The 24,735-nt window shown below is 58.8% G+C and carries 29 protein-coding genes and 5 pseudogenes; 28 read left to right on the top strand and 6 right to left on the bottom strand.

Going from position 1 to position 24,735, the window contains the following annotated elements; translation table 11 throughout:
• Positions 1-142: 142 nt before the first annotated feature.
• The 15 genes and pseudogenes from ACZ45C_RS01040 (at position 143) to ACZ45C_RS00970 (ending at position 10,318) form a co-directional block, all read left to right on the top strand.
• Positions 143-331 (top strand): hypothetical protein, encoded by a 189-nt coding sequence (locus tag ACZ45C_RS01040; protein ID WP_096396460.1) that lies wholly within the window; start codon positions 143-145, stop codon positions 329-331.
• A 106-nt stretch (positions 332-437) separates the two neighbouring features.
• Complete coding sequence (locus tag ACZ45C_RS01035; RefSeq protein WP_006183452.1) at positions 438-818, top strand: hypothetical protein; 381 nt, start codon at positions 438-440, stop codon at positions 816-818.
• A gap of 68 nt (positions 819-886) precedes the next feature.
• On the top strand, positions 887-1,054 hold the full coding sequence (locus ACZ45C_RS01030; protein ID WP_460560758.1) for a DUF6735 family protein: 168 nt from the start codon (positions 887-889) through the stop codon (positions 1,052-1,054).
• Between the two features lie 76 nt (positions 1,055-1,130).
• Positions 1,131-1,373, top strand: coding sequence for a sporulation control protein (locus ACZ45C_RS01025; protein WP_248896335.1), 243 nt, complete (start codon positions 1,131-1,133; stop codon positions 1,371-1,373).
• 79 nt (positions 1,374-1,452) lie between these two features.
• Positions 1,453-2,058 (top strand): annotated as a pseudogene (locus ACZ45C_RS01020) (DUF6735 family protein); the annotation flags it as partial.
• A gap of 37 nt (positions 2,059-2,095) precedes the next feature.
• Positions 2,096-2,380, top strand: a complete 285-nt coding sequence (locus ACZ45C_RS01015) for a hypothetical protein (protein WP_006183450.1) — start codon at positions 2,096-2,098, stop codon at positions 2,378-2,380.
• A 61-nt stretch (positions 2,381-2,441) separates the two neighbouring features.
• Positions 2,442-3,191, top strand: coding sequence for a helix-turn-helix domain-containing protein (locus tag ACZ45C_RS01010; protein WP_006183449.1), 750 nt, complete (start codon positions 2,442-2,444; stop codon positions 3,189-3,191).
• Positions 3,192-3,251: 60 nt separating this feature from the next.
• On the top strand, positions 3,252-5,624 hold the full coding sequence (locus ACZ45C_RS01005; protein WP_015299293.1) for a heavy metal translocating P-type ATPase: 2,373 nt from the start codon (positions 3,252-3,254) through the stop codon (positions 5,622-5,624).
• A gap of 121 nt (positions 5,625-5,745) precedes the next feature.
• Positions 5,746-6,168, top strand: a complete 423-nt coding sequence (locus ACZ45C_RS01000) for a hypothetical protein (RefSeq protein ID WP_006183447.1) — start codon at positions 5,746-5,748, stop codon at positions 6,166-6,168.
• Between the two features lie 107 nt (positions 6,169-6,275).
• Positions 6,276-6,767 (top strand): hypothetical protein, encoded by a 492-nt coding sequence (locus ACZ45C_RS00995; protein ID WP_006183446.1) that lies wholly within the window; start codon positions 6,276-6,278, stop codon positions 6,765-6,767.
• A 3-nt stretch (positions 6,768-6,770) separates the two neighbouring features.
• The gene (locus ACZ45C_RS00990; protein WP_460560763.1) at positions 6,771-7,136 is read left to right on the top strand and encodes a DUF7568 family protein; all 366 of its coding nucleotides are present in this window, start codon (positions 6,771-6,773) and stop codon (positions 7,134-7,136) included.
• A 77-nt stretch (positions 7,137-7,213) separates the two neighbouring features.
• A complete protein-coding gene (locus tag ACZ45C_RS00985) occupies positions 7,214-7,609 on the top strand; it encodes a DUF7567 family protein (RefSeq protein ID WP_460560765.1) in 396 nt (131 codons plus the stop codon).
• A 116-nt stretch (positions 7,610-7,725) separates the two neighbouring features.
• Positions 7,726-8,505, top strand: a complete 780-nt coding sequence (locus ACZ45C_RS00980) for a hypothetical protein (protein ID WP_460560767.1) — start codon at positions 7,726-7,728, stop codon at positions 8,503-8,505.
• Positions 8,506-8,631: 126 nt separating this feature from the next.
• On the top strand, positions 8,632-9,678 hold the full coding sequence (locus ACZ45C_RS00975; protein ID WP_460560769.1) for a hypothetical protein: 1,047 nt from the start codon (positions 8,632-8,634) through the stop codon (positions 9,676-9,678).
• 72 nt (positions 9,679-9,750) lie between these two features.
• A pseudogene (locus tag ACZ45C_RS00970) lies at positions 9,751-10,318 on the top strand (hypothetical protein).
• 13 nt (positions 10,319-10,331) lie between these two features.
• On the opposite strand, the gene ACZ45C_RS00965 reads toward ACZ45C_RS00970, so the two are convergent.
• Positions 10,332-11,696: a restriction endonuclease gene (locus ACZ45C_RS00965; protein ID WP_460560771.1), complete on the bottom strand. Its 1,365-nt coding sequence runs from the start codon at positions 11,694-11,696 to the stop codon at positions 10,332-10,334.
• A gap of 122 nt (positions 11,697-11,818) precedes the next feature.
• Here ACZ45C_RS00965 and ACZ45C_RS00960 point away from each other — a divergent pair, with 122 nt between their 5' ends.
• The 9 genes and pseudogenes from ACZ45C_RS00960 to ACZ45C_RS00920 all read left to right on the top strand — a co-directional run.
• The gene (locus ACZ45C_RS00960; RefSeq protein WP_144906795.1) at positions 11,819-12,223 is read left to right on the top strand and encodes a DUF6166 domain-containing protein; all 405 of its coding nucleotides are present in this window, start codon (positions 11,819-11,821) and stop codon (positions 12,221-12,223) included.
• Positions 12,224-12,242: 19 nt separating this feature from the next.
• Positions 12,243-12,521 (top strand): DUF7389 domain-containing protein, encoded by a 279-nt coding sequence (locus tag ACZ45C_RS00955; protein ID WP_144906793.1) that lies wholly within the window; start codon positions 12,243-12,245, stop codon positions 12,519-12,521.
• Positions 12,522-12,561: 40 nt separating this feature from the next.
• Positions 12,562-13,221 (top strand): helix-turn-helix domain-containing protein, encoded by a 660-nt coding sequence (locus ACZ45C_RS00950; protein WP_188880012.1) that lies wholly within the window; start codon positions 12,562-12,564, stop codon positions 13,219-13,221.
• A gap of 86 nt (positions 13,222-13,307) precedes the next feature.
• Complete coding sequence (locus ACZ45C_RS00945) at positions 13,308-13,529, top strand: DUF8129 domain-containing protein (RefSeq protein WP_144906789.1); 222 nt, start codon at positions 13,308-13,310, stop codon at positions 13,527-13,529.
• A 121-nt stretch (positions 13,530-13,650) separates the two neighbouring features.
• A pseudogene (locus ACZ45C_RS00940) lies at positions 13,651-13,918 on the top strand (ATP-binding protein); the annotation flags it as partial.
• Positions 13,854-14,420, top strand: a complete 567-nt coding sequence (locus ACZ45C_RS00935; RefSeq protein ID WP_464374302.1) for a hypothetical protein — start codon at positions 13,854-13,856, stop codon at positions 14,418-14,420. The pseudogene ACZ45C_RS00940 and the gene ACZ45C_RS00935, both read left to right, overlap by 65 nt.
• Entirely contained in the window at positions 14,420-14,695 is a 276-nt protein-coding gene (locus tag ACZ45C_RS00930; protein WP_012289564.1) for a hypothetical protein, read from the top strand. The genes ACZ45C_RS00935 and ACZ45C_RS00930 overlap by 1 nt, the downstream gene beginning before the upstream one ends.
• 124 nt (positions 14,696-14,819) lie before the next feature.
• Positions 14,820-15,311 (top strand): annotated as a pseudogene (locus tag ACZ45C_RS00925) (DUF6610 family protein); the annotation flags it as partial.
• A pseudogene (locus ACZ45C_RS00920) lies at positions 15,271-15,423 on the top strand (DJ-1/PfpI family protein); the annotation flags it as partial. The pseudogenes ACZ45C_RS00925 and ACZ45C_RS00920, both read left to right, overlap by 41 nt.
• Before the next feature lie 97 nt (positions 15,424-15,520).
• Here ACZ45C_RS00920 and ACZ45C_RS00915 read toward each other — a convergent pair.
• Together ACZ45C_RS00915 and ACZ45C_RS00910 are read right to left on the bottom strand one after the other, a co-directional pair.
• Positions 15,521-15,826 (bottom strand): putative quinol monooxygenase, encoded by a 306-nt coding sequence (locus tag ACZ45C_RS00915; protein ID WP_004054295.1) that lies wholly within the window; start codon positions 15,824-15,826, stop codon positions 15,521-15,523.
• 115 nt (positions 15,827-15,941) lie between these two features.
• Positions 15,942-17,267 (bottom strand): hypothetical protein, encoded by a 1,326-nt coding sequence (locus ACZ45C_RS00910; protein ID WP_049987710.1) that lies wholly within the window; start codon positions 17,265-17,267, stop codon positions 15,942-15,944.
• A 212-nt stretch (positions 17,268-17,479) separates the two neighbouring features.
• Here ACZ45C_RS00910 and ACZ45C_RS00905 point away from each other — a divergent pair, with 212 nt between their 5' ends.
• The 4 genes from ACZ45C_RS00905 (at position 17,480) to ACZ45C_RS00890 (ending at position 19,901) form a co-directional block, all read left to right on the top strand.
• A complete protein-coding gene (locus tag ACZ45C_RS00905) occupies positions 17,480-17,827 on the top strand; it encodes a hypothetical protein (RefSeq protein ID WP_049987709.1) in 348 nt (115 codons plus the stop codon).
• A gap of 87 nt (positions 17,828-17,914) precedes the next feature.
• A complete protein-coding gene (locus ACZ45C_RS00900) occupies positions 17,915-18,841 on the top strand; it encodes an ArdC-like ssDNA-binding domain-containing protein (RefSeq protein ID WP_460560775.1) in 927 nt (308 codons plus the stop codon).
• Positions 18,842-18,973: 132 nt separating this feature from the next.
• Positions 18,974-19,513 (top strand): hypothetical protein, encoded by a 540-nt coding sequence (locus ACZ45C_RS00895; protein ID WP_464374301.1) that lies wholly within the window; start codon positions 18,974-18,976, stop codon positions 19,511-19,513.
• A 64-nt stretch (positions 19,514-19,577) separates the two neighbouring features.
• Entirely contained in the window at positions 19,578-19,901 is a 324-nt protein-coding gene (locus ACZ45C_RS00890; protein ID WP_460560779.1) for a hypothetical protein, read from the top strand.
• 135 nt (positions 19,902-20,036) lie between these two features.
• Here ACZ45C_RS00890 and ACZ45C_RS00885 read toward each other — a convergent pair whose 3' ends face one another.
• The 3 genes from ACZ45C_RS00885 to ACZ45C_RS00875 form a co-directional block, all read right to left on the bottom strand.
• Positions 20,037-21,431: a Cdc6/Cdc18 family protein gene (locus ACZ45C_RS00885; protein WP_230892711.1), complete on the bottom strand. Its 1,395-nt coding sequence runs from the start codon at positions 21,429-21,431 to the stop codon at positions 20,037-20,039.
• A gap of 835 nt (positions 21,432-22,266) precedes the next feature.
• Positions 22,267-24,411, bottom strand: coding sequence for a type B DNA-directed DNA polymerase (locus ACZ45C_RS00880; RefSeq protein WP_460560781.1), 2,145 nt, complete (start codon positions 24,409-24,411; stop codon positions 22,267-22,269).
• Between the two features lie 5 nt (positions 24,412-24,416).
• Positions 24,417-24,734: a hypothetical protein gene (locus tag ACZ45C_RS00875; RefSeq protein WP_049892647.1), complete on the bottom strand. Its 318-nt coding sequence runs from the start codon at positions 24,732-24,734 to the stop codon at positions 24,417-24,419.
• Position 24,735: the final 1 nt, after the last annotated feature.

Genomic DNA, 24,735 nt, shown 5'->3' with positions numbered 1-24,735 from the left:
ACGACGTCAAATTAACCAACAATTCTGGTGTCGGCTCGGAGTTGTTGGTTAACAGAAGCCAGCTCGCGACCACCCGACGATACCACACCTGCTGACTGCCCGCCGGTGTTTTTCGGCGCCGAGAATTGGCGGAGGCGCACACATGGATCCACGAGACACCCCCGGCTATCGACTCCACCGCGCGCTCAGTAGCCTCACCAGTATCGACAGCGACCAATTGGAGCCCGCTGATCGAGAGCGAATTAGCACCGCGACGACGCTCCTCGAGCAGGTAGATTTTCTCACCCAACCGAATACGACGAGGGACGGTGACATCAACAGAGAATCCTGACAGCTCGACGCATCGGCAGCGCAACGTCATGTGGCCGTCACAGCGTGAGCAGTTGCTCGCCCCCTGAAAGGGTGCGGGGGCGCGAGACCGCTCCCGAGAACAATCCATGGCAACATTGCAAGCCGCAACGACATCGACCGGCGCGCTCGTATCGGATCCACAGGCAGTCCGCGAGCTCTGTGAGAACCACTGCTTCGGGACGCTCAACTGGGAAGTGGACGACGACGGCGAACTCGTTATCTGGGGCTACGACAGCTTCGAAGTGTACGAGGCCCGTGAGAACGGTCTTCCTGACTACGACGGTGGCATCGTCACTCACGAGTTCCTCCGGTCGCTCGCGGAGTATCTCGAACCGAACGAAGAATTCGACATCCAGACAGCCGGATTTACCAAGTGCCGGTTTCCCGTGCTGGCGAAACGGTACGTCGTTCGCGACGGCGAAGTCCTCCACGCGGACCTCAGTTCCCCCGACCCGATCGACGAGTAGCGTTGTTCGTCCCCCGGGAGGGGTGCGGGGCGATCCAGTCGTGGGTCGTCCTGCAAGGAGATTGTTCAATGGGCCACCGCGCACTCGTTGCGTACGAACGCACAGACGGACAGTACACGCTCCACTACAGCCATTGGGGTGCAGCGGCTCTGTTGAAACCCTCACGAGCTAACAGGAACTGGCCCCGACTCGCTAAGTACAGGAGATACACGTACCACTCAGTTCCTTGTATATAATGGTCATTTGGTCGTTCTTGAGCACGTTTCATTGAGTCGGAGAAACTATATATGTCGCTGCCAAGTACAGCTTTCTATGCCCGCTATCAGCCTAGTATTCCTCGCCGCACAAGCCATTATTTCATCATTCGTTTATTACCTGGCGGGAAGATATGGGGCTCGTTCGCCATTAATCTCCGGCATCCTCGTTTTCATGCTTGGATTTGCTCTTGTACTCGTACTCGACACCGTTATCGGGCTATTTGCGGTCGAACTCCTACTCATCCTCATCTACTTTGTCGGATTGCGTGCGGGACGACAGCCTTCAGTTTCAGCGTGATTCCCACAGGTCGATAGCGCTCAATACGCAACCCCACTTACCGGCTGTTTCACAGCAGATAGTGTCTGACCAATAGGATTTCAACAGAGCCGGTGCAGCGAATCTCAAGCTCAAGCACCGAATCTCGGCCGAAACACCGTTCGGTGGCGACGACACCGACTCGAAGTGGGCGAAACAGCTGCTGGCGGAACTGGCCGATGGCCTCGAAGCAGATGGCGTCGACGGCTACCTCGCCGGCGAGGATCGTCCGTCGTCGGTCGTCAAGCCGAAGCCCCGTGCCACCGGGCTCACCCTCGACGAGATCGTCGCGGACCACCTCGACTATCTCCACCACGAGGCGATCTTCGTGGTGTCACCCACCTTCGAGGTGACCGCCTATCGGACGCTGTGGTTCGGGCTGCAGTACGACTCGGAGACGGTCGAACAGGGAGAGACCGTCGGGAACGGCGCGCTCGCGACGGTGCGCTGGTACGACGGCGAGCCGGTCGGCGACGGCCACCTGCAGGGCCAGTTCGCGGCCCTCAAAGACGTCGTCGGCGACATGCTCGATAAGGGCGTCTTCACGCCGTCAACGGCGATACAGTATCTGAAACGGAAGCTCGCTGAGCGGGTCGGAGACCGACAGGAGCTGCTCATTCCGACCGGAGAATCACCCTTCGAGACAGCGAGTCTCGGCAAGCCGTAACACCAATCCCTTAGTGGATATCGGGGGACGTCTAAGTATGTCAAATCAGTCTGAAGATGACGTTCGTGTTTGGCTTGTCGAACGGACGTACTCCGATGACGAGCAGAACCTGATCATCCTCACCTACGCAACACCCGATGGAGAACAGTACTATCGGAAGGAACGCGCACTCACGTCCTTCACCGACGTCCGAGATACGACAGCAGCAGTCGATGCTGAACCCGGCAATCTTGGCATGGTCGATGACCCCGACCTCCAGGAGCAATACGCGGCCGAAGCACAGCGAATGCAGGAGGTTCACGACCCGGACGACGTGATCTGATACCCGCCAGTAGACATCGCCCCAAGCCATGGGTTATGTCGTGGCAGGCCTTAGTCGGGGTATGCGCGAACTCGTCTTCGCTCTCGAATACGAGCCCGGCTGCAACAGGGTGGCGGACGCCCTCGCAGACCACCCCGACGCTCGCGTTCGTTCACTCTCGCTGCACGCCACTGCCGACCAGCTCTGGCGAGTCGACCATGCCACCGGCACTCCGGACGCACTCGACGCCATCGAGGACGCGTTTCGCAACAGCGACTACTACGCCGACTGTCTCGCCACCGAGGACTGCGGCGCAACCCAGACCACCCGTGTCCTCGACCGCACGGACGACACGCTCATCCTCTACTCCGACTGGGAGCGGACCCCTGCCTGTGCCTCAGTCCCCCACATCGCCCGCGACCACCTCGGCGACGGTGTGCTGTTCGAGACCCGTCACGAGGGCCGCCACTACACGTGGCGGCTCATTCACTCCGACGAGGGCGATGTGGCGGCGTTCTTCGATTCCCTCGGGGTTGCCGTCGGGGAATGCGCCCAGATGGAGATGCTCCGCACCGCGGATACGACGACATCAGCTGGGGGAGGCGACGGGACACCGAGCGGCCTGCCGCCAGCACAGGAGGCCGCACTCCAGGCCGCTGTCGAACACGGCTACTACGAGTCACCCCGCGAGGTCGACGTCGGCGAACTCGCCGAGCATCTCGACGTGCCACGGTCAACACTCACCTACCGACTCCGTCGGGCGGAAGAACATTTGGCGAAGCAACATGTCGCCGGCGAGCGGGTAGCGGAAGAACGGCTGGCATCGCACTGAGGGCCGCAGTTGGAATATTCCAACAAAGACATATGGAACTCCCACTCCTACCGTGAGGTAATGACAGAGAATCCGGACGCAGCAGGAGAAACGAGCGGCGGCGGACAGCGACGTGAGCTGACCGCCCGCCTCGCCGTTCCCGAGATGGACTGTCCCTCTTGCGCCCAAAAGGTGGACAAGAGCCTCCAGCGTGTCGACGGCATTACTGACGCCACGCTCCAGCCGACCACCGGCACGGCCAACGTCACGTACGACCCTGATCGGACTAGCGAAGCCGACGTAATCAAGGCGATTGAAGGCGCCGGCTACGAGGTCGTCGGGGGCTCGGACGCTGAGGGCGATGATGAGGACAACCAGGCGACCGACGGCGTCGACATCGCGCCACCATCGGAGGTCTGGACGAGTCCTCGCGCGAAGAAGACGTGGCTCGGCGCGGCGTTCGTCACGCTCGGCCTCCTCTTCGAATTCCTCCTCACCGGACAGAACGTCACGGTGGCGAGCGTCCTCGAGTACCCGCTCCACATCGCAGATGTCCTGTTCCTCGGCGCCGTCGCCGCCAGCGGCATCCCCGTCGTCCGTAGCGGGTACTACTCCGCGAAGAACCGAAGCCTCGACATCGACCTGCTGATGGGGACGGCGATCATCGCGGCGACCGGTATCGGCTACTTCGTCGAGGCCGCCACGCTGGCCGTCCTATTCAGCATCGCCGAGCTGCTCGAGGACTACGCGATGGACAGGGCACGGGACTCCCTGCGCGAGCTGATGGAACTCTCGCCCGACGAGGCGACCGTCCTTCGCGATGGTGAGGAAGTGACCGTTCCCGCCGAGGAGGTCGACGTTGGCGAGACCGTCGTCGTCCGCCCCGGCGACAAGATTCCGCTCGACGGAACGGTCATCGACGGCGAGAGTGCAGTCGACCAGTCGCCGATCACGGGCGAGAGCGTCCCCGTCGACAAGACTGCCGGCGACGAGGTCTACGCCGGCGCGATCAACGAAGAGGGGTACCTCGAGGTAGAGGTCACCTCGACCGCTGGCGATTCGACGCTCTCGCGCATCATCGAGATGGTACAGGGCGCACAGGCGAAGAAGACCGAGTCTGAGCAGTTCGTCGACCGCTTCTCCGGCTACTACACACCCCTCGTCGTCGTGCTGGCAATCCTGACCGCCGCTATCCCGCCGCTGGTTATCGCCGACCCCATCTCGGTGGACGTGGCCGGGTACGGGTTCACTTTCGCCGGCGACTGGCAGACCTGGTTCATCCGCGGGCTCACCCTGCTGGTAATCGCCTGCCCCTGTGCGTTCGTCATCTCCACACCCGTCTCGGTGGTGTCGGGCATCACCAGCGCCGCGAAGAACGGCGTCCTGATCAAGGGCGGCAACTACCTCGAAGCGATGGGCGAAGTCGATGCCGTCGCGCTCGACAAGACGGGGACGCTCACGAAGGGCGAACTCGCCGTCACCGATGTCGTCCCGGTCGGCGACACCACTGAGGATGATCTGCTCCGTCGCGCCGCCGGGCTGGAGCGGCGCAGTGAGCACCCCATCGCTGCGGCGATTCTCGCCCGTGCTGAGGAGGCGGGCGTGGGCGACCTGCCCGACCCGAGTGGCTTCGAGAGCCTCACGGGGAAGGGCATCCGGGGCGAGATCGACGGCGAGACGTACTATGCGGGCAAGCCCGCGCTCTTCGAGGAGCTGGGCTTCGACCTCGCTCGAGCACGCCGCGAGACAGACGGCGGCGTCGTGGCGGAAGAGGCGACCGAGGCCGACGACGGGGCGTTCGCCGAGGACGCGCTCACCTCACTGGAGCGGGAGGGCAAGACGGTCGTTATCGTCGGGACGGAGTCGGAACTGCTGGGTGCAATCGCCATCGCCGACGAGGTGCGCCCGGCCTCGAAGCGGGCTGTCGAACGCCTGCACGAGCTGGGCGTCGAGCGCGTGGTGATGCTGACCGGGGACAACGAGGGCACCGCCCGCGCCATCGCCGAGCAGGTCGGTGTCGATGAATATCGCGCCGAACTCCTACCCGACGAGAAGGTCGACGCAGTCGAGGAGTTACAGGCGGAGTACGGGGAGGTCGCGATGGTCGGCGACGGCATCAATGACGCCCCCGCGCTGGCCACTGCGGAGGTCGGCATCGCGATGGGCGCGGCGGGCACCGACACCGCCCTCGAAACGGCTGATATTGCGTTGATGGGCGACGACATCGGGAAACTCCCGTACCTGTACGACCTGTCGCATACGGCCAACGGCGTGATCCGGCAGAACATCTGGGCGAGCCTCGGCGTGAAGCTTCTGCTCGCGTTAGGCGTGCCGCTGGGCCTGGTCAGCGTTGCGCTGGCAGTCGTTGTCGGAGATATGGGGATGAGCCTCGGCGTCACCGGGAACGCGATGCGGTTGTCACGAATCGAGCCCGATCGAATCATCGACGCCTGATTCTGCGGCGGGAAGTGCGGGCAGGACGCTCTTCTTTCGGGACTTACCTCCGCTACATCGAGACTAGTTGTGGTTTGTCTGGGGCAGAAAGGACTGAGCCCCACCGTTGGCTCGTGATTTGATGCCCGAGAATTCAGACGACGATCCATTCCACGATTGCGAGTTAGATCCCGACGCAGTCCTCGGGACGCGCACCTTCCACGATGTCCTGTTCACCGATGAGACGGAGACACCGGTGAACGTGCTCACTGGCGAGACGCCCGCACATTCACAGGCGACCGTCGAGGAAGCGAAGGAGTTCGCTGCGAGTATTGACACCGACACGCCACAGATTGCACTTCCGGCGTCAGTTGAGACGCAAATCGAGACGCAGAGTAAGCCCTACACGTCGGCTGCGTTCTTCCACTTCAAGGCGACGGGCTCGCTAAGGCGTCACCGCGCCTACCACGCCGCATATGACTCGGATGCGTTCACCGTCGACTTCGAAGCTGACTACGAGTCCGGAAACCTGACCATCACAGTCGATCGAACGAACGAGTCCTAAGAATCGACCGCTAGATCAGGGTTTTTCGAGCGCCGGCGATGGGTGCCGGCGCAGCAGGAGCGAACGATCAACCACTCCCGGTGCGTCGGCGTTTCGAGGTGTTCGAGATGCACATGGTAATTTACGCTCTGGTAGAAGAATCGACCCACGACGACGCACTGGCCAGCGGAAAGTCGGTGTTCGACCGCCTGGTCGGCGCGGACCCACACGCCGGCGCAGTCTTCGACTACCACGTGACGTTCGATGAGGAGGACACGTCCGTTGCGGGGAAGGCGCGATGGGGTGAATTGCCGACTGCAGCCCCCGTCGACTCCGATGCCGGCCAAGACCTGCTTGAGCGTGGCTGGGAGGCGACGAAAGAGGAGTTCGAGCGGAATCTCGACCGGGTGAAAGAGGCCATCGACGAGCTCTCCGATGAGGAGATCATGCGCGACGAAGATCTCGCTCGGCACGCCTTCCACCAGGTTGGCGCCTACGACGGGCCAACGATCTTCCTGTACAACGAATATGCGAACGGGATCCGTCACCGTGAGCAGCTGGATCGAGTGCTGGAGGAGAGCGAGGAGCTCTGGATCGTGCCCGCCGACGTCCACTTCTAACAGATGTCCCGGATCACAAACTGGAAGCGCGAGAGCCGCACGCCCACACTCGCATACCGGAATACCGAGACCGGCGCTCGAGCGGTCTTACACCGAGCACCGGATTCATACCGCTACAAGTGGCGTGGCGCAATCCTCGTCGACGGCTACCCAGTGTGGTCGCGGGGGTACGAGACAAAAGACGCGAAATCGTTCCGTGACGAGCTCCGGAAACGGCCAGCGCCCGAACTGAGTTGTCCCGAGTGTCCGAACAGCGATGTAGCAATCGGTGGGAAAACGGCTGACGGCGCGAAGGTTCAGCGCTGGTTCGAGTGTCGGAACTGTGGGTACGAAACATCCTCGAGAATCGTGTACGGCGCCGAGCGCTGATTGATTGGAACGTATCTGCGATGACGTTTATTTTGGGCCGGGATGGGTGGCCCGTCTCAATCGGGCCAGATCCACAGATGAGTCTGGAAGTCATCGACCGCCACAGCGAAGCACTGTTCGAGTTCCTCTGGTGTCCGGTCTGCGGGCACGAGATATTCAGTCACATCCCCTTCGAGGGGATGTTCTGCAAGAACTGCAACACGCAGGTCGAACTCCAAGAATCCCGAGAGACACGCGGCTACGAGGAGGCCGTCCTCGCCTGCTTCGACACCGATTCGACGTGGAACCTCCACGTCGACGAGAAGCTCCGTCGCGATCTTCCGGGTGGATCGGCGCGGGTGAAGGTCCTCGGTGCCCCGGGCGACTATGTGGTCGACTGGTGGAGTCCAGCACCGGGAGAGGACTGGGAGCCGGTCGAACGTGGTGAGTTCGACGACGTCGAGGAGCCCGACAACGTGTCGCATCTGGCATAGCAATCTAATGAAGATTCTCAGTTTGGGATAGATTTAGGAACTCTGCTGTATCCATTGGAGGATGCGATAGTTACAGGAGGCTGACTTCTGTACCCTTCTCTATGTCTCAGGATCCTATGGAGGCTCTTATCGGCCAATTCTCCCGGTTCGCTGTAGGCTCAGATCTATGCCCGGATGACTGGGAGATGGTCGCTACAGAGTTCGGCGTCAAAGAAACCCTGTGGGACATCAATCGATTCTACAAAAGCTGGGAGTTCAAGGACGACGACCAGCAGGCGAATACAGCTCAGTTTCTCAGAGAAGTGGCAGGGGAGGACGAAGAAAAAGCGGTCGACTTGATGCGGAGAATGTACACCCTTGTCGACACCGACCCAGAATTACTCGAAAAATACCCAGCTTTAGATATACTGGAAAACGGGGATGCCGGAACAGGAGTTCCCTACTCATCGTTCCGGTCCGAACAATTCCTAGACATCAATAACGTTCCAGGCACGTTCTACCCAGATCTCGTTGAAGACATCAACCAGTGCTACAGTATCGGGGTCCACGACGCAACCCTCGTACTGACACGAAAGCTCTTGGAGAACCTGCTCATCGACATCCTACGAAAGCAGTACGGAAAACAGGAGATAGAACTGTACTACCTTCCGGAGAACCATCGATTTCAGAACTTCAGCACCCTCATCAACAACTTTGAGGACAACTTAGCTGACTTCCAGCATCTGTCCGGAGGACTTGACGGCGACTTTATCGACGAACTGGACTCCTTCCGCCAGAACGCCAACGCCGAGGCTCACTCTATTGAGACCAACATCACCGAAAGCGAGATGGAGGAATACCAAAAGCAGGTCCGACATGCTTCTCAAATACTGTTCAAAGTCAGGGAGAACCTATAATGATGAAGCTAGACAACCGCGATCTCTTTCGTGTTTCCTTCAGATACAGGCCCTCATATCAGAAATATAATTAGAACCAGAAATGTTTTAGTGTAGCGTTCATACGTGTACATACGTGGATGTACAATGCCACGAGTAACAGTCCGCGTCCCGGATCAGATGAAAGACGAGATGGACAGAGAGGAAGACATCAACTGGTCGGAGCACATCCGTAAGAGCATTCGTGAACGTCTCGGCGGTTCGCCGTCGCGGAAGATCCAGAAGCTGGTCGGTGACTATCAATCGAATCTGGACCGGCTCTGGATTCTGCATATGTTCTCTTACGGGATGTCCAAGAGGTACATCTACGAATCCGCTGAAGAGATCTTCGGGGAAGATAAAGACGAGGTCGTCGACGATGTCGAGACCGATCTCGAAGAGCGTGGCATGGAGAACATGTACGACGAAATCGAGGAGGGCCTCAAGGTAGGCGACACTATCCAGAACACCGTCGCCTCCTACGGCATCTCCAAAATCAAAGAACACGTCAAAGAATCCATCAAGGATTCTCCGAGAGAAGTCCGAGATGGGATCTACATCCTCTCACTCTACATCCGCGACCGACTGGATAGGGAATCCACTTCGATCAATCCAGAAGGAGTCGAAAGAACCTGGGAGATCTACAGCGGCTCAGAAGTCGATATCGACGACATTGTCAGTACCGGACTGATCTACAAGAACCACTACAACTCAAACGCCTACAACCACTGGTACTACAAAATCCCGGACTATGGTCTGGAGTTGATCGAGGAGATGATTTCTGACTCTTCAGACTTCGGTATCTACCACTCAGACCCGAAGAAATCCACGCTACGAGACCTGATTAACGAAGAGCAGTCCCGTGATTTCCTAAGTTGGATGAACGGGTCCAGCAGGTACGTAAGCACCTACAACGAGGAGGAAGATATCGAAGATCAACTGGAAGACGAAGATATTGATCTAACCTTGGAAGAGTTTACTGAAGCCAGAGAAAAGCTGATCCAGAATAAGGTCCTGCTCATCGACTACAGCCCTCACAGAAGTAGCACCGGGAACCGGAGCAGCCGTCCAGCACGATGGGCATACAAGCTGACCCAGCCCGCCTTAGACGATATGCCCGAAATACTGCTGGAAAACGGGCTACCAGCTCATTAGATCGGGACAGTTTCCCCGTGGATTCACGTGGTCTACAGCTGCGTGGTGTTATTCTTGCGCCGGCGGTAATCGATGTCGACACGAAGTCAACTCCGATTTGTCCAGAGAGTCGACCAGGACGGGGAACCAAACGATGACGAGCGTGTCGCACGGGTTTACCGGCATTCGGACGGCTACCCGGAGGGCGTGCTTCGCGATCTTGCGCAGTTGAAGGAACTTCTCGACTCGACCCGCGCCGAGCGAGGACCGGAGTACACGGCAGCGTCGTTCGTGTTCCTCGACAAGCTCTCGACGATCGACCTGTATCTGGATGGTGACCCAGATCGAACGATCGACGCAACACAGCCAGCGGATCTCCTTGACCCGTCCAATATGGAGCATCTGGACCAGCTGCTGTTCCTGCTGGGACACGGTGTCGAGAATCCGGCTGACGGAATCCATGGCGACGAGGAGTACCTCTACGTCGTCGAACTCCCGACGCGGAACCCGTTCGACGAGCCTGCAGAATGGACAGTCAAAGTAAGCGGTCACTCCGCGTTCCCCCGGTGGGCCGACCGACGAGGCCTTCGAGCGGGCTAGCTGGCAGTTCAACGGCCCGCTTGAGCACGCACTCGAAGAGATGGTCGCTGTGCCGGCGTGAACACCGAGCCCGCTCAGATGATGCCGCCGATGACGAGGAGTCCGACGACGAGCAGCAGCGTCGCGACCACGCTCCCCCCGGCCAGCCACTTGTTCTCCATCGCCTTCTCGTGAAGCGGCATCGCGGCGTACTCCTCGCGGAACGCCTCGAGATTCTGGTCGTCGTAGAAGTACTTCGTCTTCAGCGCGAACCGTTCGGTGACCGCACAACCAGTACAAACCGGCTCGCCTTCCAACCGTTCCGTTTTGGTGTGGCTGTTGCAGGCGATGGCCCCGCAGTTCGGACAGTAGGTGTACGTCTCGTCGCCGCCGCTCGTGTCACAGTGGACGCACCGATGGATGCCGTCTTCGGCGGTCACTCGTGACGGGCCTGCCGTGTAGTACTCGTAGGGGTAGGTGTACTCCTGGTGGTCGGTGGTGTGCCGAACCTCGGGAAGGTACACCGGCTCGATCGACTGGACGGAGACGTCCGAGCGGTTCGGCTCGCAGGTCTTGTTGTACGTGACGTTGTTGTCGCCGGTGTAGGTGACCGTCGTTGTGTGGTGCTGCTGGAGCCGCTCGACGGCCCACTCCTTGTACTCGGTCTGCGTCTGGCCGAACCGGTTCTCCTCGACGTCGTCGAACACCTCCGCGAACTGCTCGGTGTCGAGGTCGACCGTCGCGTGGAGGTTCTCGGTGACCAGCGTCGCGACGTCCTCGTCGACGACCTGCGGCTGCCCGCGTTCGGCGTGGGCGACGAATCGCGATCGGTCGTTGATGCGGTGGATGACGCCCACCGATGTCTCGAAGACGGCGTTCGTGTCGGCGGTGACCGCGACCACCGGGCGGAACGTCACCGCCGAATGTGGTTCTGGGAGGTCAGCGGCCTCAATGTTATCGATGTCGCGGAACGCCTCCGCGACGGGCGCGTCGACGTCGGCGGCCGGGTCGTACGGGCGTAGGGTATCGTTGCATAGAATCTCGATGCGCCCGTTGTAGAGGTCGAGACCGATCTCGTCGGCGATCTCTCGGAGGTCCTCGCCATCAAGCAACTCGATTGGATGGGGATCGTCATTTTGCTGGAGCCGCTGGGCGTACTCTTGAGCAGGGTTCGTGAACCGGCCGGTCGTGACGACCATCCCGCGTTTCGGACCGTCGAAGTCGAACGTCGCGATCGCCGAGTGGAGCTTCTGGACGACCGGTCGCCCAACCGTCCCCGTGTGCTTACACTCGACGATGATCGCGCGGCGGGTACCGTCGACGACCTCCTCCATGATGACGTCGCGGCCCTCGTCGGCCGTCCGCTCTGCCTGGCGGACGTTCTCGTAGCCGAGGTTGCGGAACACGTCCTCCATCACGTCCTCGAACTCGAACCCTGAGAGATCGTCCAGTACAGCCATTCCGATATACCTGGACAGTACGTTGCAACTGTCAAATACGTTGCCGAACGCAGCTACGTCCTGTTTTTGAACCCCCGAGAGGGGTGCGGGGGTGATCGAACGAGCCTCCCGCGAACCAACCTATGAGTGGAATCAGCGACCCACGCTCACACGTACAGTCACGGACCTCGGCTGATCCCGACGTCATCTACGTCGGTTACCGTCGTCGAGGCCGCGCCATTGTCGAGAAGCAATCGGACCAAGAACAGCTCACGCCAGAGCGGAGTCTCGAGCTGGCGAATCACAGTCCTTCGGGCTTCGAATGGGGATATGGTGGCAGCGGGCCGGCTCAACTCGCACTCGCCCTTCTGCTCGATTACACTGACGATGAGGAGGTGGCACTTGGGGAGTACAAGGCGTTCAAGACCGAAGTGGTGAGCCAGCTAGAGTGTACAGGACCTGACGGCTGCTGGCGACTCACGGGACGCGAGATAGATGCAGCCCTTCGTGAGATAGTCGACGATCCAGTCGCACCGTCCGTCAACTAACGATCACAGAGAGCAATCAATGTCAGAACACACCCAGCAGCCTCGTACGGGCGCAGAATCGCCGCAGAACCGTGAGCGTCAGGCACCAACCGAGTACGTCGAGCGAAGCGATGTCGGCGTCTCACTTACCGTCAAACTCACTCGCGGTACTGGCACCCGCGATCAAGACAAGATCACGGCCAAAGTGAAGGGCAAGACGCTCGAAGACGCCCGCGAGGATATGGAAACCCTCCGCGAGTATATCCACGACCTCGCTGAGGACACTCGCCAGATCCAGCCAGGCGACCCACACGAATAGTACTTCTTTTGACTATTGCACAGAATTGTGTAACCAAAGGATGTACGAAGTGTGCGGTGAAAAGGAACTCAAGGTTATCCTCGCGCTTGACCCGGGCGATTCCATCTCAGGCGTCGCGCGGAAGATCGACGGGAACCGGGAGACGATTCGGCGCGTCGTGAATCGCCTCGAAGAGGCGGGATACGTCGCGTACGATGATGGCCTCCAGCTTGTCGATCAGACGCTCCGAGACGTCGGTCTCGAGTTCCTGACGGCGGCAGCAGACATCTCGCCGCCATCCATCACGGAGGCGTATGTCCTCCCGCAGTTCGCAGGGATGGAGTATGCATACACTGGCATCGATGCGGTCTACGTCTGGACCCGCGGTGGCTATCAGGTCGCTCGCGACCCAGAGGACTATCCGCTGTTCATCGCCGTTCACGAGTCCAATCTCAACGCCTGGACGGCGTTCCTCGATCGATTCGAAATCCCGACCGCACAGGAACGCCAGCCCGCCGGCGACCTCAATGGTGCGATACAGGTGGTACTCGAGCCGCGGCCACAGATCGAGGCCGAGATGGTCGACGGACGGCCCGTCATCCCGCTCCAAGAAACCGTGGCGTTCGCAAACGAGCACTACGCGCACTTCCAGTCAGCGCTCGACATGCTCGGCCGCATGTACGACAGCGTCGACACTGACGCGAACTACCGTCCGAACTGACCTAGAGTTCTGACAAGAAATTTCTTCGATCGGGAGTGGCCTGGCCGCTGTTTATTGTCGCCTTGAGAGAGCGGAGGCGAACAAAAATGAGCGACTCGTCGAATCTCTCCGTCGAATCAGACGGTCTCACACCGGAACAGCGTCTTGAACCACCAAACACCCGACTCATCAACGCTGGTATCGCGACGATTCACGACATGGAGACGCTCCGAGCCTGCGTCGCCTACGAGAACGCGAATCAGCAGCGCATCCAGATCCTTCGTCGGCTTGAACAGCGGGCCAGCGAAATCCGCTCACAGGACGACTGACGAAACATTCGGGAATATCTGTCGGAGCCTTAGTGGGTGAATGTTCGAATGATTGACCCACCGTATTAGGGGGTCAGAATATTATAGTTCAGACTATTATAGTCTGATTCCTAACTTTGGAGCATCAACTGACGAGTCAACGCTGATCGCTGGCGAAGCGAAATTTACCAACACCCCCCTCGGCTATGACGTGTTTGCCGATCTCGAAGACGACGTCGCCCAGCCGCTGGGCACCCACCGGAGGTGATGAACCGACGTATGAATTCGCCTTGTTCAGCCGCTCTGGGTTCAAACGCTCGGCCGAGGAAGCTGTAGACGAGCGTGATGATCTTCGTCTCTTCGATCTATCCGATATCGTTGCTGTTCTTGAGAGTAAAGCCGATCAATAACGCCGGAGGGTTACAGCTTGGGATAGTTTTCGCCCCCAAAGGGGTGCGGGGGAATCGAACGTATCCCCCAGAGGCGAGCCAAATGAAAGAAACCAACGAGACGACAGCGTGTCGAATAACGATCACTCTCGATAGCGCCGAGCTCCCCGTCGACCAGCAAGCCCGCAACGCGCTTCTCACCGAATTCCGTTCGCGAGTCGGCCATCTCGTCGAAGGGCTTCGTGGCATCGACGCTGACCAAGGTGACGTTGACGTGAGTACAGGTTACCGTTATGCGCAAGTTCCGGCGACGTGCCCACTCTGTAGCGAGCGACTCGATCTCCAGAGTGTCCATCTGAACAACGAGAACGGCGCGTACGCGAGCGCGAAGTGTTCCGATGAAGACTGCGAGTGGAGCGGCGACGCCGTCTATCGAATCATCGACCTCGAAGGCGGCGAGAGCAACGCCATCGAGAGCAGCGTCCTGACCGGCGATATCACGCCGAGCTACGACCCTTACTGATGAATTCAATGGAAGACACGCCCACATTCACGCGTATCGAACCGATCTGCCCTCGCGACGGCTGCGACTCGCAGCTTGGTATTGGGAAACCCGTCTATGCAGGCGAGCAGACCGACATCGCCTACGCCGACGTCTGGTGTCAGAACGAGGCGTGTTCGTTCACTGCCTGCGCGCAGTTCGCACTCGTCGATCTTCTTCACGAAGAGGCGGACTCAGAGACGAGTCTCGTCCACGCCGGAGAGATCGACCCACTCGAGGCTCGATACCACCGGTGAGTTAACCAACATCAGGAGCGGTAAAGCTGCTGTTGTTGGTTAATAGTGGCGTCCGCTGGTGGTATTTTCTCGCCCCGAGAGCGGGCGCGGGGCGAGTACTCCCGCGTCTTCTGGGTGATTCGAGATGGCGCTTTCAGCACGTCCGACCAGCAGCATCGCGACTGAAATTACGGCAGCCCGGCAGGCCGACCACGTAGCATTCCTTCACCGCGTTCCCTTCGCGCTTGACGCATTCCGACTCGGGTTTCTCACGGGTTTTCGCGAGGACTGTACCTACCAACAGCACCAGTACACAAACTTGGAGTTACCAGTCGGGATGCTGGATAACGACTTTCGCAATCCTGACCTTGATCGGTACGTCGAGCGTTTCTTCGAGTACGAACCACAGGTCGGCGTGATCGGTGACGCCTACGACGTCGACGAGGTCAACGAATACGTTGCTGCCGCTCGCGAGATTCAGGGAAGCTATCCAGCGGCTGACCTCGTGATCGTCCCGAAGTGCCGTGCGGCGATTCACGCGATCCCTGATGACCTCGTCGTCGGCTACTCGCGCGGCTACGCTGATCGACTCGCCCACGAGTTCTCCGACCCTGTGGACTGGCGCGGGCGGCGAGTGGGTCAACGAGGAAGTCGTCGTCGACGAGGGACTGGTGACCAGCCGCAAGCCCGACGACATCCCCGCCTTCTGTGATAAAATCATCGAGGAGTTCGAGGAAGGTCGCCACTAACGGCGCGGTAGCGCGAAAGGGTCCATCGCCACGTCCGGCGTTCGTGAACGAGATGTGAGATTCGTCTTTGCTGCTTCTGTCTGTCCAATTTCAGATGTTAGGGGAGTTTGGCCTCCAGTACGTCGACTTCTTCTATCTCCGGCGGTTCTGCGAACAGCTCGTCCGCGTTTTCCTCCAAGGCAGCAGCGATTTCGCCCGAGAGATGCGCTTCCCGACCGGATTCATCCGGAAAGGTGTCGAAGATGCCGAACGTCGAATCGTCCATGCGGAGCGCGAACCACGTGGTGGTGTCCGGTTCTTCCTCGGCCATCGGCAGTGCCGAACGGAGGAATTCCTCGACATCGGATTCTTTGCCGGACTGTGCTTGGAGTCGAACGAGGAGGGCGACGTTTGCGTCGGTCATACCCAGTCCGTAGGTAGGTGCGCAACTCACATAACTATTTATGCTAGACGCTCAGGTGCTGAGGAGTACTCGGGTGAAACGCAGAGCCTTACCCGCTGCTTCCTCCTTCCGATTCTTACGCCGCCTGAGTTACGTGATCTTCTTTCCGGGGCGGTAGCGGCTGTGTCGAGGACTCACCCAACACCTGCTCAAAGCTAAATGAGCCGTGGCGGTGAGCGAAGCTCTCCGCCGGCTCGCCGTTTGTGAACGTCGACATCGATTCACGCAGCGCCAACAACGATGTACGCGCGCGTGCCGCATGGCACCGCGCGTACGGGACTCCAAGGCCGTATTTCAGCCGCCAGTTCCCCCCTTCGATTGCATTCGTACTCACTGGCCCATTGAACTCTTCTTCGTCCTCGTCCCAGAACGATGGGTGCTCCTCACGGAGTGTCGCCACTATCTCCTCGTACGCAGTCTCGTACTCGTCTTCGAGATACTCCCGCAACTCCTCTAACTCGCCCGCCTCGTGCAGTTCGGACACGCGCTCGTCGCTGCGAGCGCGTGTCCGGAGCTTGTGGACGAGACACTTCACCCGATCCGGCAAGATGTCGTTGTAGCAGTCGTTGTCGTCGGTGAGCCAATAATCCACACCCAAGAGCGGGAAGACGAGCGCGAGCGCCAGCGCTCGCGCGAAGGCGGTGTTCCGACACTGGAGTCCGGCGAAACAACCCAGCTGAGTCAGATAGGAACATCCGACAGTGAACCCTTCCGGCCACTTCTTCGGGTTTTCTCCCTCCTGTTTCCGGCGCATATTTTCCTCGTAGAGGTCTTTCTTTGCGCCCTTCTTCGCCGGATAGGTCTCGTCGGCGACCCCGACGAGACCGTCGATGTCCTCGGCAGCGAGTTCGTCGGCGAACTCGGTTTTGAGTTCGTCAACGGTGCTGACACCGAACAACAGCGAGAGGAAGTTCATCGAGAGGATGCAGCCGGCAATCGTGACGCTGTGCTGCTCGGCGACTTCGTCGCCGAACAGCTCGGCATAGCGTTGGATCGTATCGCGGTCAACCTGGAGACCGTACTGATTCTGAAGAATCCGTTCGCACGCGTGGAACGGATTCTTCGCCGCATGGAACAGGCAGAGATCAACGACTGGTTTGGCGTATTCACAGTCCTCGTAGAACAGCTCCCCGATATCGCCATCGTAGGAATGTCTGCACTCGGAGCACTGATACCGCTGAATCTCGACAGTGATCTCGTCGAAGCCATCCTCGGTGATGAGGATGGCGAAGAGCCGATCCGTTCGGTAGCCGTTCTTCCAGACCGTGGTTTCACCGCACTTCGGACAGGGCCGCGGGTCTCCGACCCGCTGGCCCTGAAACCCGCGAAACCAACTCTGAAACGCATGAATTAGACCGAGTGGTACGAGGCTGTTCAGCGTCTTTTCTTCGGTTTCGTGCATGAGTAGTGGCCAGTAAGAGAGGGTGGTATTTCACTCCCGTTGCAGACACCACCCCAAGAGGGGCACGAGCGTATTCTATGACAGGGTGCGACGGAGTCACTCCGTAACCCTGAGCGGATTCTTCCTGCCGGTGTGACGCCGTCGTCCAGTTTTTCGAGCCCCCGAAGAGGGCGAAGGCTCGATAACGAGTCTTCAGACTGAGGTGAATTCCCGTGAGTCAACAACAACGTGTGAACGACGTCTCGATCGATGCGATTCCAGTCGATATCACGAACACACAATCCGGCGAGGTCGAGCCCGCCGAAGTTCCCGAGGAGATCCGGTCAATCACTCGCGGACTCGCAAGTGAGCAGCCGCCGACGAACCCGCTCGTCGTCTTGAAAGCGGCTCGCTGGTGGTACATCCACGGGAAGGGCGGGACTGATCCCGCGTTCCAGTGGGCCACCGAGTGGGCGCGACACCTCGCGACCGACACGCCCAGCGACGTGGAGCAGTTCGATGAGTTCCTCGAGTACCTCGTCGCGGTCGGCTTCGCTGACGAGAAAGCAGTCCTGCGGTGACCGCCGCCGCGAGTTTTTTGTGCGCCCCAAGGGGTGCGGCGCGTCCTGAACTGACGCAATCGCCGTGAATTCGATTCGGTGAACACTATGGCTACGACCAGTGACCCGTCGGTCTCATTCGAGGAGACCGACACTCGACATGACGAGATGCACAGTACCATCGAAGCGTGGATCGACGAGCTCGTCGACCACGTTGACGATGCGCAGTCCAGCTCAGAGTTCCAGGAGTGGCTTGATGTTCAATCCCGGTTCCACGACTATTCGCACCGGAATACACTCCTCATCAATCTCCAGTGCCCTGACGCGACGAAGGTCGCGGGGTACAACACCTGGCGGAATGAGTTCGACCGGCACGTCCAGGAGGGCGAGCAGGCGATCTGGATTTGGGCCCCGATCATCACCAAGCAGTGCCCGGAATGCGAGAATTCGCCTAGCTACCATGAACAAAGCGACTGTGAGTACGACGAGACATCACCTGACGAGTGGTCGAAAGGGCTTGTCGGCTTCAAGCCAACTGCTGTCTTCGACGTGTCTCAGACCGAGGGTGAGCCGCTTCCTGAGCTGGAGACTGAGGCGACTGGCGACGCCGACGACCTAGTACCCGCACTCGAGGATGCAGCCGCTGAGATCGACGTGACGGTCCGCATCGTCGACGCTGCCGACTGGGAGCATGGCGACGCCAAGGGCGTCTGCAAATACCGGAGTAAGCGTGATCTCCAACCAGTCGTCGAGGCGAAAGCCCGCGCGAATCAGGCTGATCTCGCCGTGACGCTGATTCACGAGTACGCCCACGCGCTCCTCCACGCAGACGTCACCGACGAGACCGAGCGATCGAAACGCGAAGTTGAGGCCGAGGCAGTCGCCTACATCGTCGGGCGGTATTTCCAGTTGGATACGAGCGGGTCCGCGTTCTACCTGGCCGCGTGGCAGAACGACGACGCAGACGCGATTCAGGACCGGCTTGGTCGAATCGGGTCGACTGCTGAGGAGCTCATCGAAACCGTCGACGAGTAACGAGTCTGTATTTCTCCGGCAGACGAAGTAACAGAGGTTTCTGCAGTAGTGCGTTTCAGGTGTCGTTTTTTCGCGCCGCGGCGGGTGGCGGCGTGACTGCACTCGTCACGTCGGACAGACCCAGAATAATCCATGTCCGGACGAAATGAGACAAGCGAGACTGAAGCGACGGATCGAGACGAACACGAACGAGATGGATTAGCCGCCGATGGCGGCGTTGTTGCTGCCACCTCCACGACCACGACTCCCGGAGGAGATTTGCAGCAGCCGTCGGTTAGCGATGAAGACCACCAGGAAGACAGCGAACCCCGTACCGAGCGCGCTCGAACTGAGGAGATGGACGTCTCATTGCTCAGGAAAGGTGGTGTGTACGAGGTGCAGTCGGCGTCGGGGAACACCTACGAGGTCGACGTCGCGAGCAAGACGTGTACGTGTCCAGACTTCACGAAGCGCCGGCCGAGCGGTGGCTGTAAGCATCTACGACGGGTCGACATCGAAATTCGGAGCGGAAACGTCCCACGCCCCGATGGACGGCTTCCCGCGACAGCAGACGTGACGGAGCAGCTATTGAAGCGGATTCTCGAACTAGAACAGGAAATTGACGAACGAGAAGCTCGGCGGAGAGAACTCGAAGCAACTGTGGCGGTCCTCGAAGAGCTCTCGATTCGATAAATACCCAGATTAACCAACAGCACTAAGATTCCAGTACCAGTGTTGGTTAACACGCCAGTGACCCATGTCCTACTCCCCACCATCCCCACCGCAAGAGCTTCCGGACGACATCGTCGAGACGCTTGATACTCACTCACCGGAGGTGCTTCGGCACATCGCCCGGTACGCCGAGGCGCTCGCCGAACATCGCGAACGCGAAGCCCGACTGGCCGAACAGGACGAGGAAGAACAGATCGAGCAGCGACCGGAGGATCTCCCGGACGACGTCCCCTCGAAGGCCACAATCACGATCAAGGAGATCAACGACAATCGCTACTACTACTGGCAGTGGCGGGAAGGCGAGAAGGTGCGCTCAAAGTATAAAGGACCGGTCAGTCCAGACGATTAGCTAGTCTGGTTCTCTCGTGAACAACCCCCCTGATTCGAAGTGAGCTTGTTCACCTCTCAGAAGATTTGACACCCCTGATTCGGAATGAGCTTCAGTAGAAGGGTTCTAGGTAGAACGAACCCTCATGATGCTTGATTAAATCTCGTAGGTTCCGTTGTGAAGTTCTGAAAGCCGTTCATCGCTCTCTACAACTGCCTTCATCACTACATCTTTGTCCTTGATAAGCTGGTGTTCCAGATAGACACCCTGTTTGTGTCCGCCACCGACCTGATGTGACTCAGAAATCCCCATTAGCGCGAGCGTGCTGAGAATTTGGCTCACTCGATCATATGAGAGAGGATCAGCACCGACGTCGCCACAGGTCGTCTCGTATTGACTGTAGATACCAGAGGTGCGGAAGCGGCGATTATTCGAGCCAGTCAAGCGACCGAGAGTGTAGAGAACGAGTTTAGACTGGGGTGAGGTGCTCTCGATCGTCTCCTTGACTCGATTGACCTCTGCTCGCTTGACTGCTTTGTCGACATGTTCTGGACTAACGACCTCTGCATCGGCGTCGTCAGCGATATCACCAGCAATCCGCAAAACATCGACTGCCTTCCTTGCATCACCGTGTTCATCCGCCGACCGGTCGGCAGTCTCGGTTATGACGCCGTCTTGAACGACACCATCATGGAACGCGTCTCGTCGATACTCTAGGATCTGCTCGATCTGATCGCTTTGGTATGGTTCAAAGACGAAGTCCGTTGTCCGCATCGAACTCTGAACGCGTGCGTTGAGTTTTTGTCCAAAATCGATGTCGTTGCTGATAGCAATGATTCCGATATAGGCGTCGGTGTGACCAGCTTCTCGAGCCCGCGAGAGTTCATGGAGGAGCCCCTCAGCGTTATCAACCATGTCGATTTCGTCAAGGATGACAATGAGCCCATCGTAGTACTCGTCAATGATGTCGTAGGCGTAATCGTAGTACTCGGCGGAACCTAAACCGATACGAGGGATATCTATATCAGAATCAGATTTGTCGCTTAGCGCACGAGCGATCGTTCGGGCCACTCGTGTTTCGGTATTATTCTTCTTGCACTCAACGTAGACGCTTGCAGCGGGAACGTTACGTGCCGTGGCAGTATCAACGAGTCGGTCGGACACGTGACGGCTGACAAGTGATTTTCCAGTTCCGGTTTCGCCATAAATGACGACGTGGTTTGGTTGTGATTCGTGAATGAGGTGTCGGATTTCTCCAGCAACCGATTGGATTTCCGTGTCACGACCGACGATGCGATCAGGGCCAGGTACTGTTCCAATTGAGAGTAAATCTCGATCTGCCCAGATATGAGTTGAAGAACCGTCTTCATCGCCCTCCCGAACGAACAACGGGTCATTTGCCGGATCGTTCGAGTCTTGTCGTTGGATTTCCTCCGAGGTCGACGAGATTTCAGAAGCAGAACTGCCCTCCCTGTTTGTATCGAAATCATCCAGCTGCTGGTCCGTGATAGACGAGTCACCTCCACCATCTGGTTCCTCGTTGTCTGTCATATATTCATCCTGGGAAGGAACCTACTTAGTCGTTACCCCCCTAATTCGGAATGAGATTCGTTGGATATCGGTGCTAAACAGCGGAAAATCGATAGGTGACACCGCCATACCCGATAATACCCGATTCAGAGTGAGCTGTCGTTCAAATCTGCGTCTTCTGATGACCTCACCCTCCTGATTCGGAGTAAGCTATTTCCTAGAACGAGAGGATTGCCAGCAGCTCAAATGATCAGCGGGGTTCAGATAACCCCCCTCGTTCGGAATGAGGTAGTACGAGTTGGTTCATTAGCCAAGAATCGGGAATTCTATAGAGACCCCCCTGATTCGGAGTGAGCTGTTCACCGAACTAATGGACGATATTGATGCCAGCGCAATCAAGATGGATGTAGATTGGAGCTGGAGGGACACACCCCCCTGATTCGGAATGAGATCCCGTAAGACTGACCGGATGGACGCGATCTTCCATCAACCAACTAGGCGGTTCTTAACTAGAACGAGTCATTCTCTCCAAACCGCAAGATGGCGTAGACTTTCAAGATCAATTGTCTAGTTACAACCCTAGCTTTATTACCTAGTCACGCTAAAAGATCACTAAGTAGAATACGGCACTAGTTAGAAGTATTCGTGAATACGCCTAACACTGGAAGTACAGCTATTCTATCCTTTGAATTGAAGCAGTAGATCATACGTCGAGGGCGTATACCCGACGAACTCATTACTGCAACCTTCTCATCGAGTGGAACCACGTCGTCTAATCAAGTGGTATGGAGGGTATAATCTCATTCCGAACGAGGGGGGTGTGTGGTCCAACTCGTATCTTGTTGTAACCGAAGAGTCAGAACGAGGTAATCTTAGTCGTTCGTGTCTTTGCCAACCTTCGTCGAATATCCGACCGACTCCATCCAAGCGGTGAGATGACACTCTCGACAGCTCGGACCAGCTGCGTCTCATAGTACGATGGATCATATTGGTCCGTCTCTTCGTGAGCAAGGGCGACACGTTCTCGTGACGCCTTCTCGTCGTCGACGACCACATACTCGACATCCTGTCCGGGATGGACCGCGAGGTCCTGGTCGCGAGCACGCTCAAGTGCAGCCACGTTCTGGGTGTACTGCGTATACGCCTCGACAGGCTTGGAGACTCGGTTTCGTTCGACGAGTCGGTCGGAATCGACATCTCCAGCGTGAAGCTCCGAAATCGCCCGTTCCAAGCGACTGATAACCGCGTCTGGAGATTGCGTTTGACCGAGGATCTCGAGACAGTCGCGCTGGACGTCTTCAATGAACTCGGGCGTCGATCGTTGCCGGGCCTCGATGCCGCGTATCTTAAACTCATCCTCGCCCGCGACCTTCCCGAAGTACTTCGTCAGTGCGCCAGCGTCGCTCTCGCGCTGGGGCACGAACGCCACCCACTCGTACTCGGCTTCATATTCGAGACGGATATCGACGGTGTCCGTAATCTCGGCGGCCAACGTCTCCAGTGATCCTCGTTCGTCGTCGCTGACGTCCGGGTCGGGCGTCACCCAGATCGAGTCGACGATCCCGTGAACGACGCGCCATCCGCCCGCTTCCAACCGCTGTTTCGCGATGAGCAGGATCTCCCGAGCGAACGCGTTAATTGCTTCGTGGCACTCGATTCGGCCGAATTTCGCGTTACTGAATCCCTGATACCCAAAGCACGCGACGAGAATCCACTTTAGCGCGGCCGACCGCCCCTCGAGTTCGTCGAGACAGTCTTGGTCGGGGTTCTCCCGCTGTTCTTCGCGACGGATTGCGGTCTTGATCTCGTCGCGCGCATCGATGATTGGCTGGAGGACGTCGACGAGGTAGCCGCGGTCGTCACAGATCGCGTAGCCGAGGCCGGGCACATCGTCGCGGTCGCTGTGGCAGTCACACCGGATGACATCGGGCGAGACGTTCCGCGTGCAGATGATATTCGGATAGAGACTCGAAAAGTCGAGTTCGTGGACGTCCTCGTGGAGGCCGACTTCGGGCGCGAAGATGAAGCCACCGCGGTCAGCGTCGTGAAGCGTGGTCATCGGCTTGTAGAACTCGTGTCGCCAGGAGTTCCACGGCGTCAGCACACCGCGCTTGTGTGCTTCACAGATCTGGATGGCAGTGAGGACGTTCCCAATCGACGCCCACGCGAGTTCCTGGATTGGCTTTTTCGACCGAGTGACGAGGTCGAGGATGCCGTCGAGGTTCGTCTCACCGAAGAAGAACGCGTTCGACTCATCGATGATAGCCCGTCCCGGCACGTTGTAGCGGGCAGGGGAGTGTCCCACCCGGCCGTAACTCGAATACGTCGACCGACCGGCGAGCTGCTGGTAGTCGACGTTGGGCCACCGACTCAGCGTGAAGCCGTCGACGCCGGCGTCGCGAGCCATCGCGTAGAGCGTCGGGATGATCTCGCTCGTCGAGCACACAAGGACATCCGGGTCGCGTACGTCGAGCGCGTCCTGCACAGCAGCGAGGAGTTCCTCCGGCGGGCCCGTGACGGTCTCGCCGTCGACGCCGAGTTCGGTGTAGGTTTTACTGTTCGTCTCGGTCACCGGGATACTGAGGTGGAGCGTCGACAGCTCGTTCGCCGGCGTCGGATTGACGTTGTTCTCCAGACAGTAGCGGAACTCCCGCGAGAAGTCCACGTTGAAACAGGCGATATCGCCGATGAGGTATTCGGAGAGTTGGCGCGTCTGGCGGGCGAGCGCCGTCACCCGGTCGATGTGTGAAACGTCGACGGCAAGGACCCGCTCCAGGTCACGACGAAATCCAGGGTGTCGGTCGACGTACTCGGTCGCGACGACGTCCGGATGGCGCTCGTAGAACGCCTGAAGTCCAGAGAGATCGACGTCAGTCTCTGGCGAGCGAGCGGCGACATGGAACCGCGGTGTGTAGTCCCGGCGCTCAGTGGCCACGGCGCCGTCGGTCGTCGCTTCCCATTCGAGGACGCGGTCGTCGAGGAAGTCGATTTTGAACGGCATCGGTATCAGTCGTCAGCTGGCTGTGGCTTATCGTCCATTTCGTCGTGCTGCTTTCGTAGCGCCTCGATTGCATCCTCGATATCGTCGAGGCGCTCGTCATGTGCGTCGAGGCGTGACTCCTGTTCGAGATCGACGCTGAGAAGCGACGGAAGCATGGGGTTCTGGTGGTTCAACAATCCGCTCGCGTCGGCGTGCTCGCGGGCGTACGTGAACAGCTGGTCGAACCGAGGTTGGTCGCGGCGCCGGAGCGCACGGCGATACTCTCCCCACCGCTCTTCGATAGCGCGAAGCGCATCCCGGAACGTCGGATTCGTCCGCCCCACC

It is taken from the genome of Halorubrum pallidum (assembly GCF_055380345.1).
Note: the sequence above shows the minus strand (reverse complement) of the source record. Positions and strands in the feature narration are given on the sequence as shown.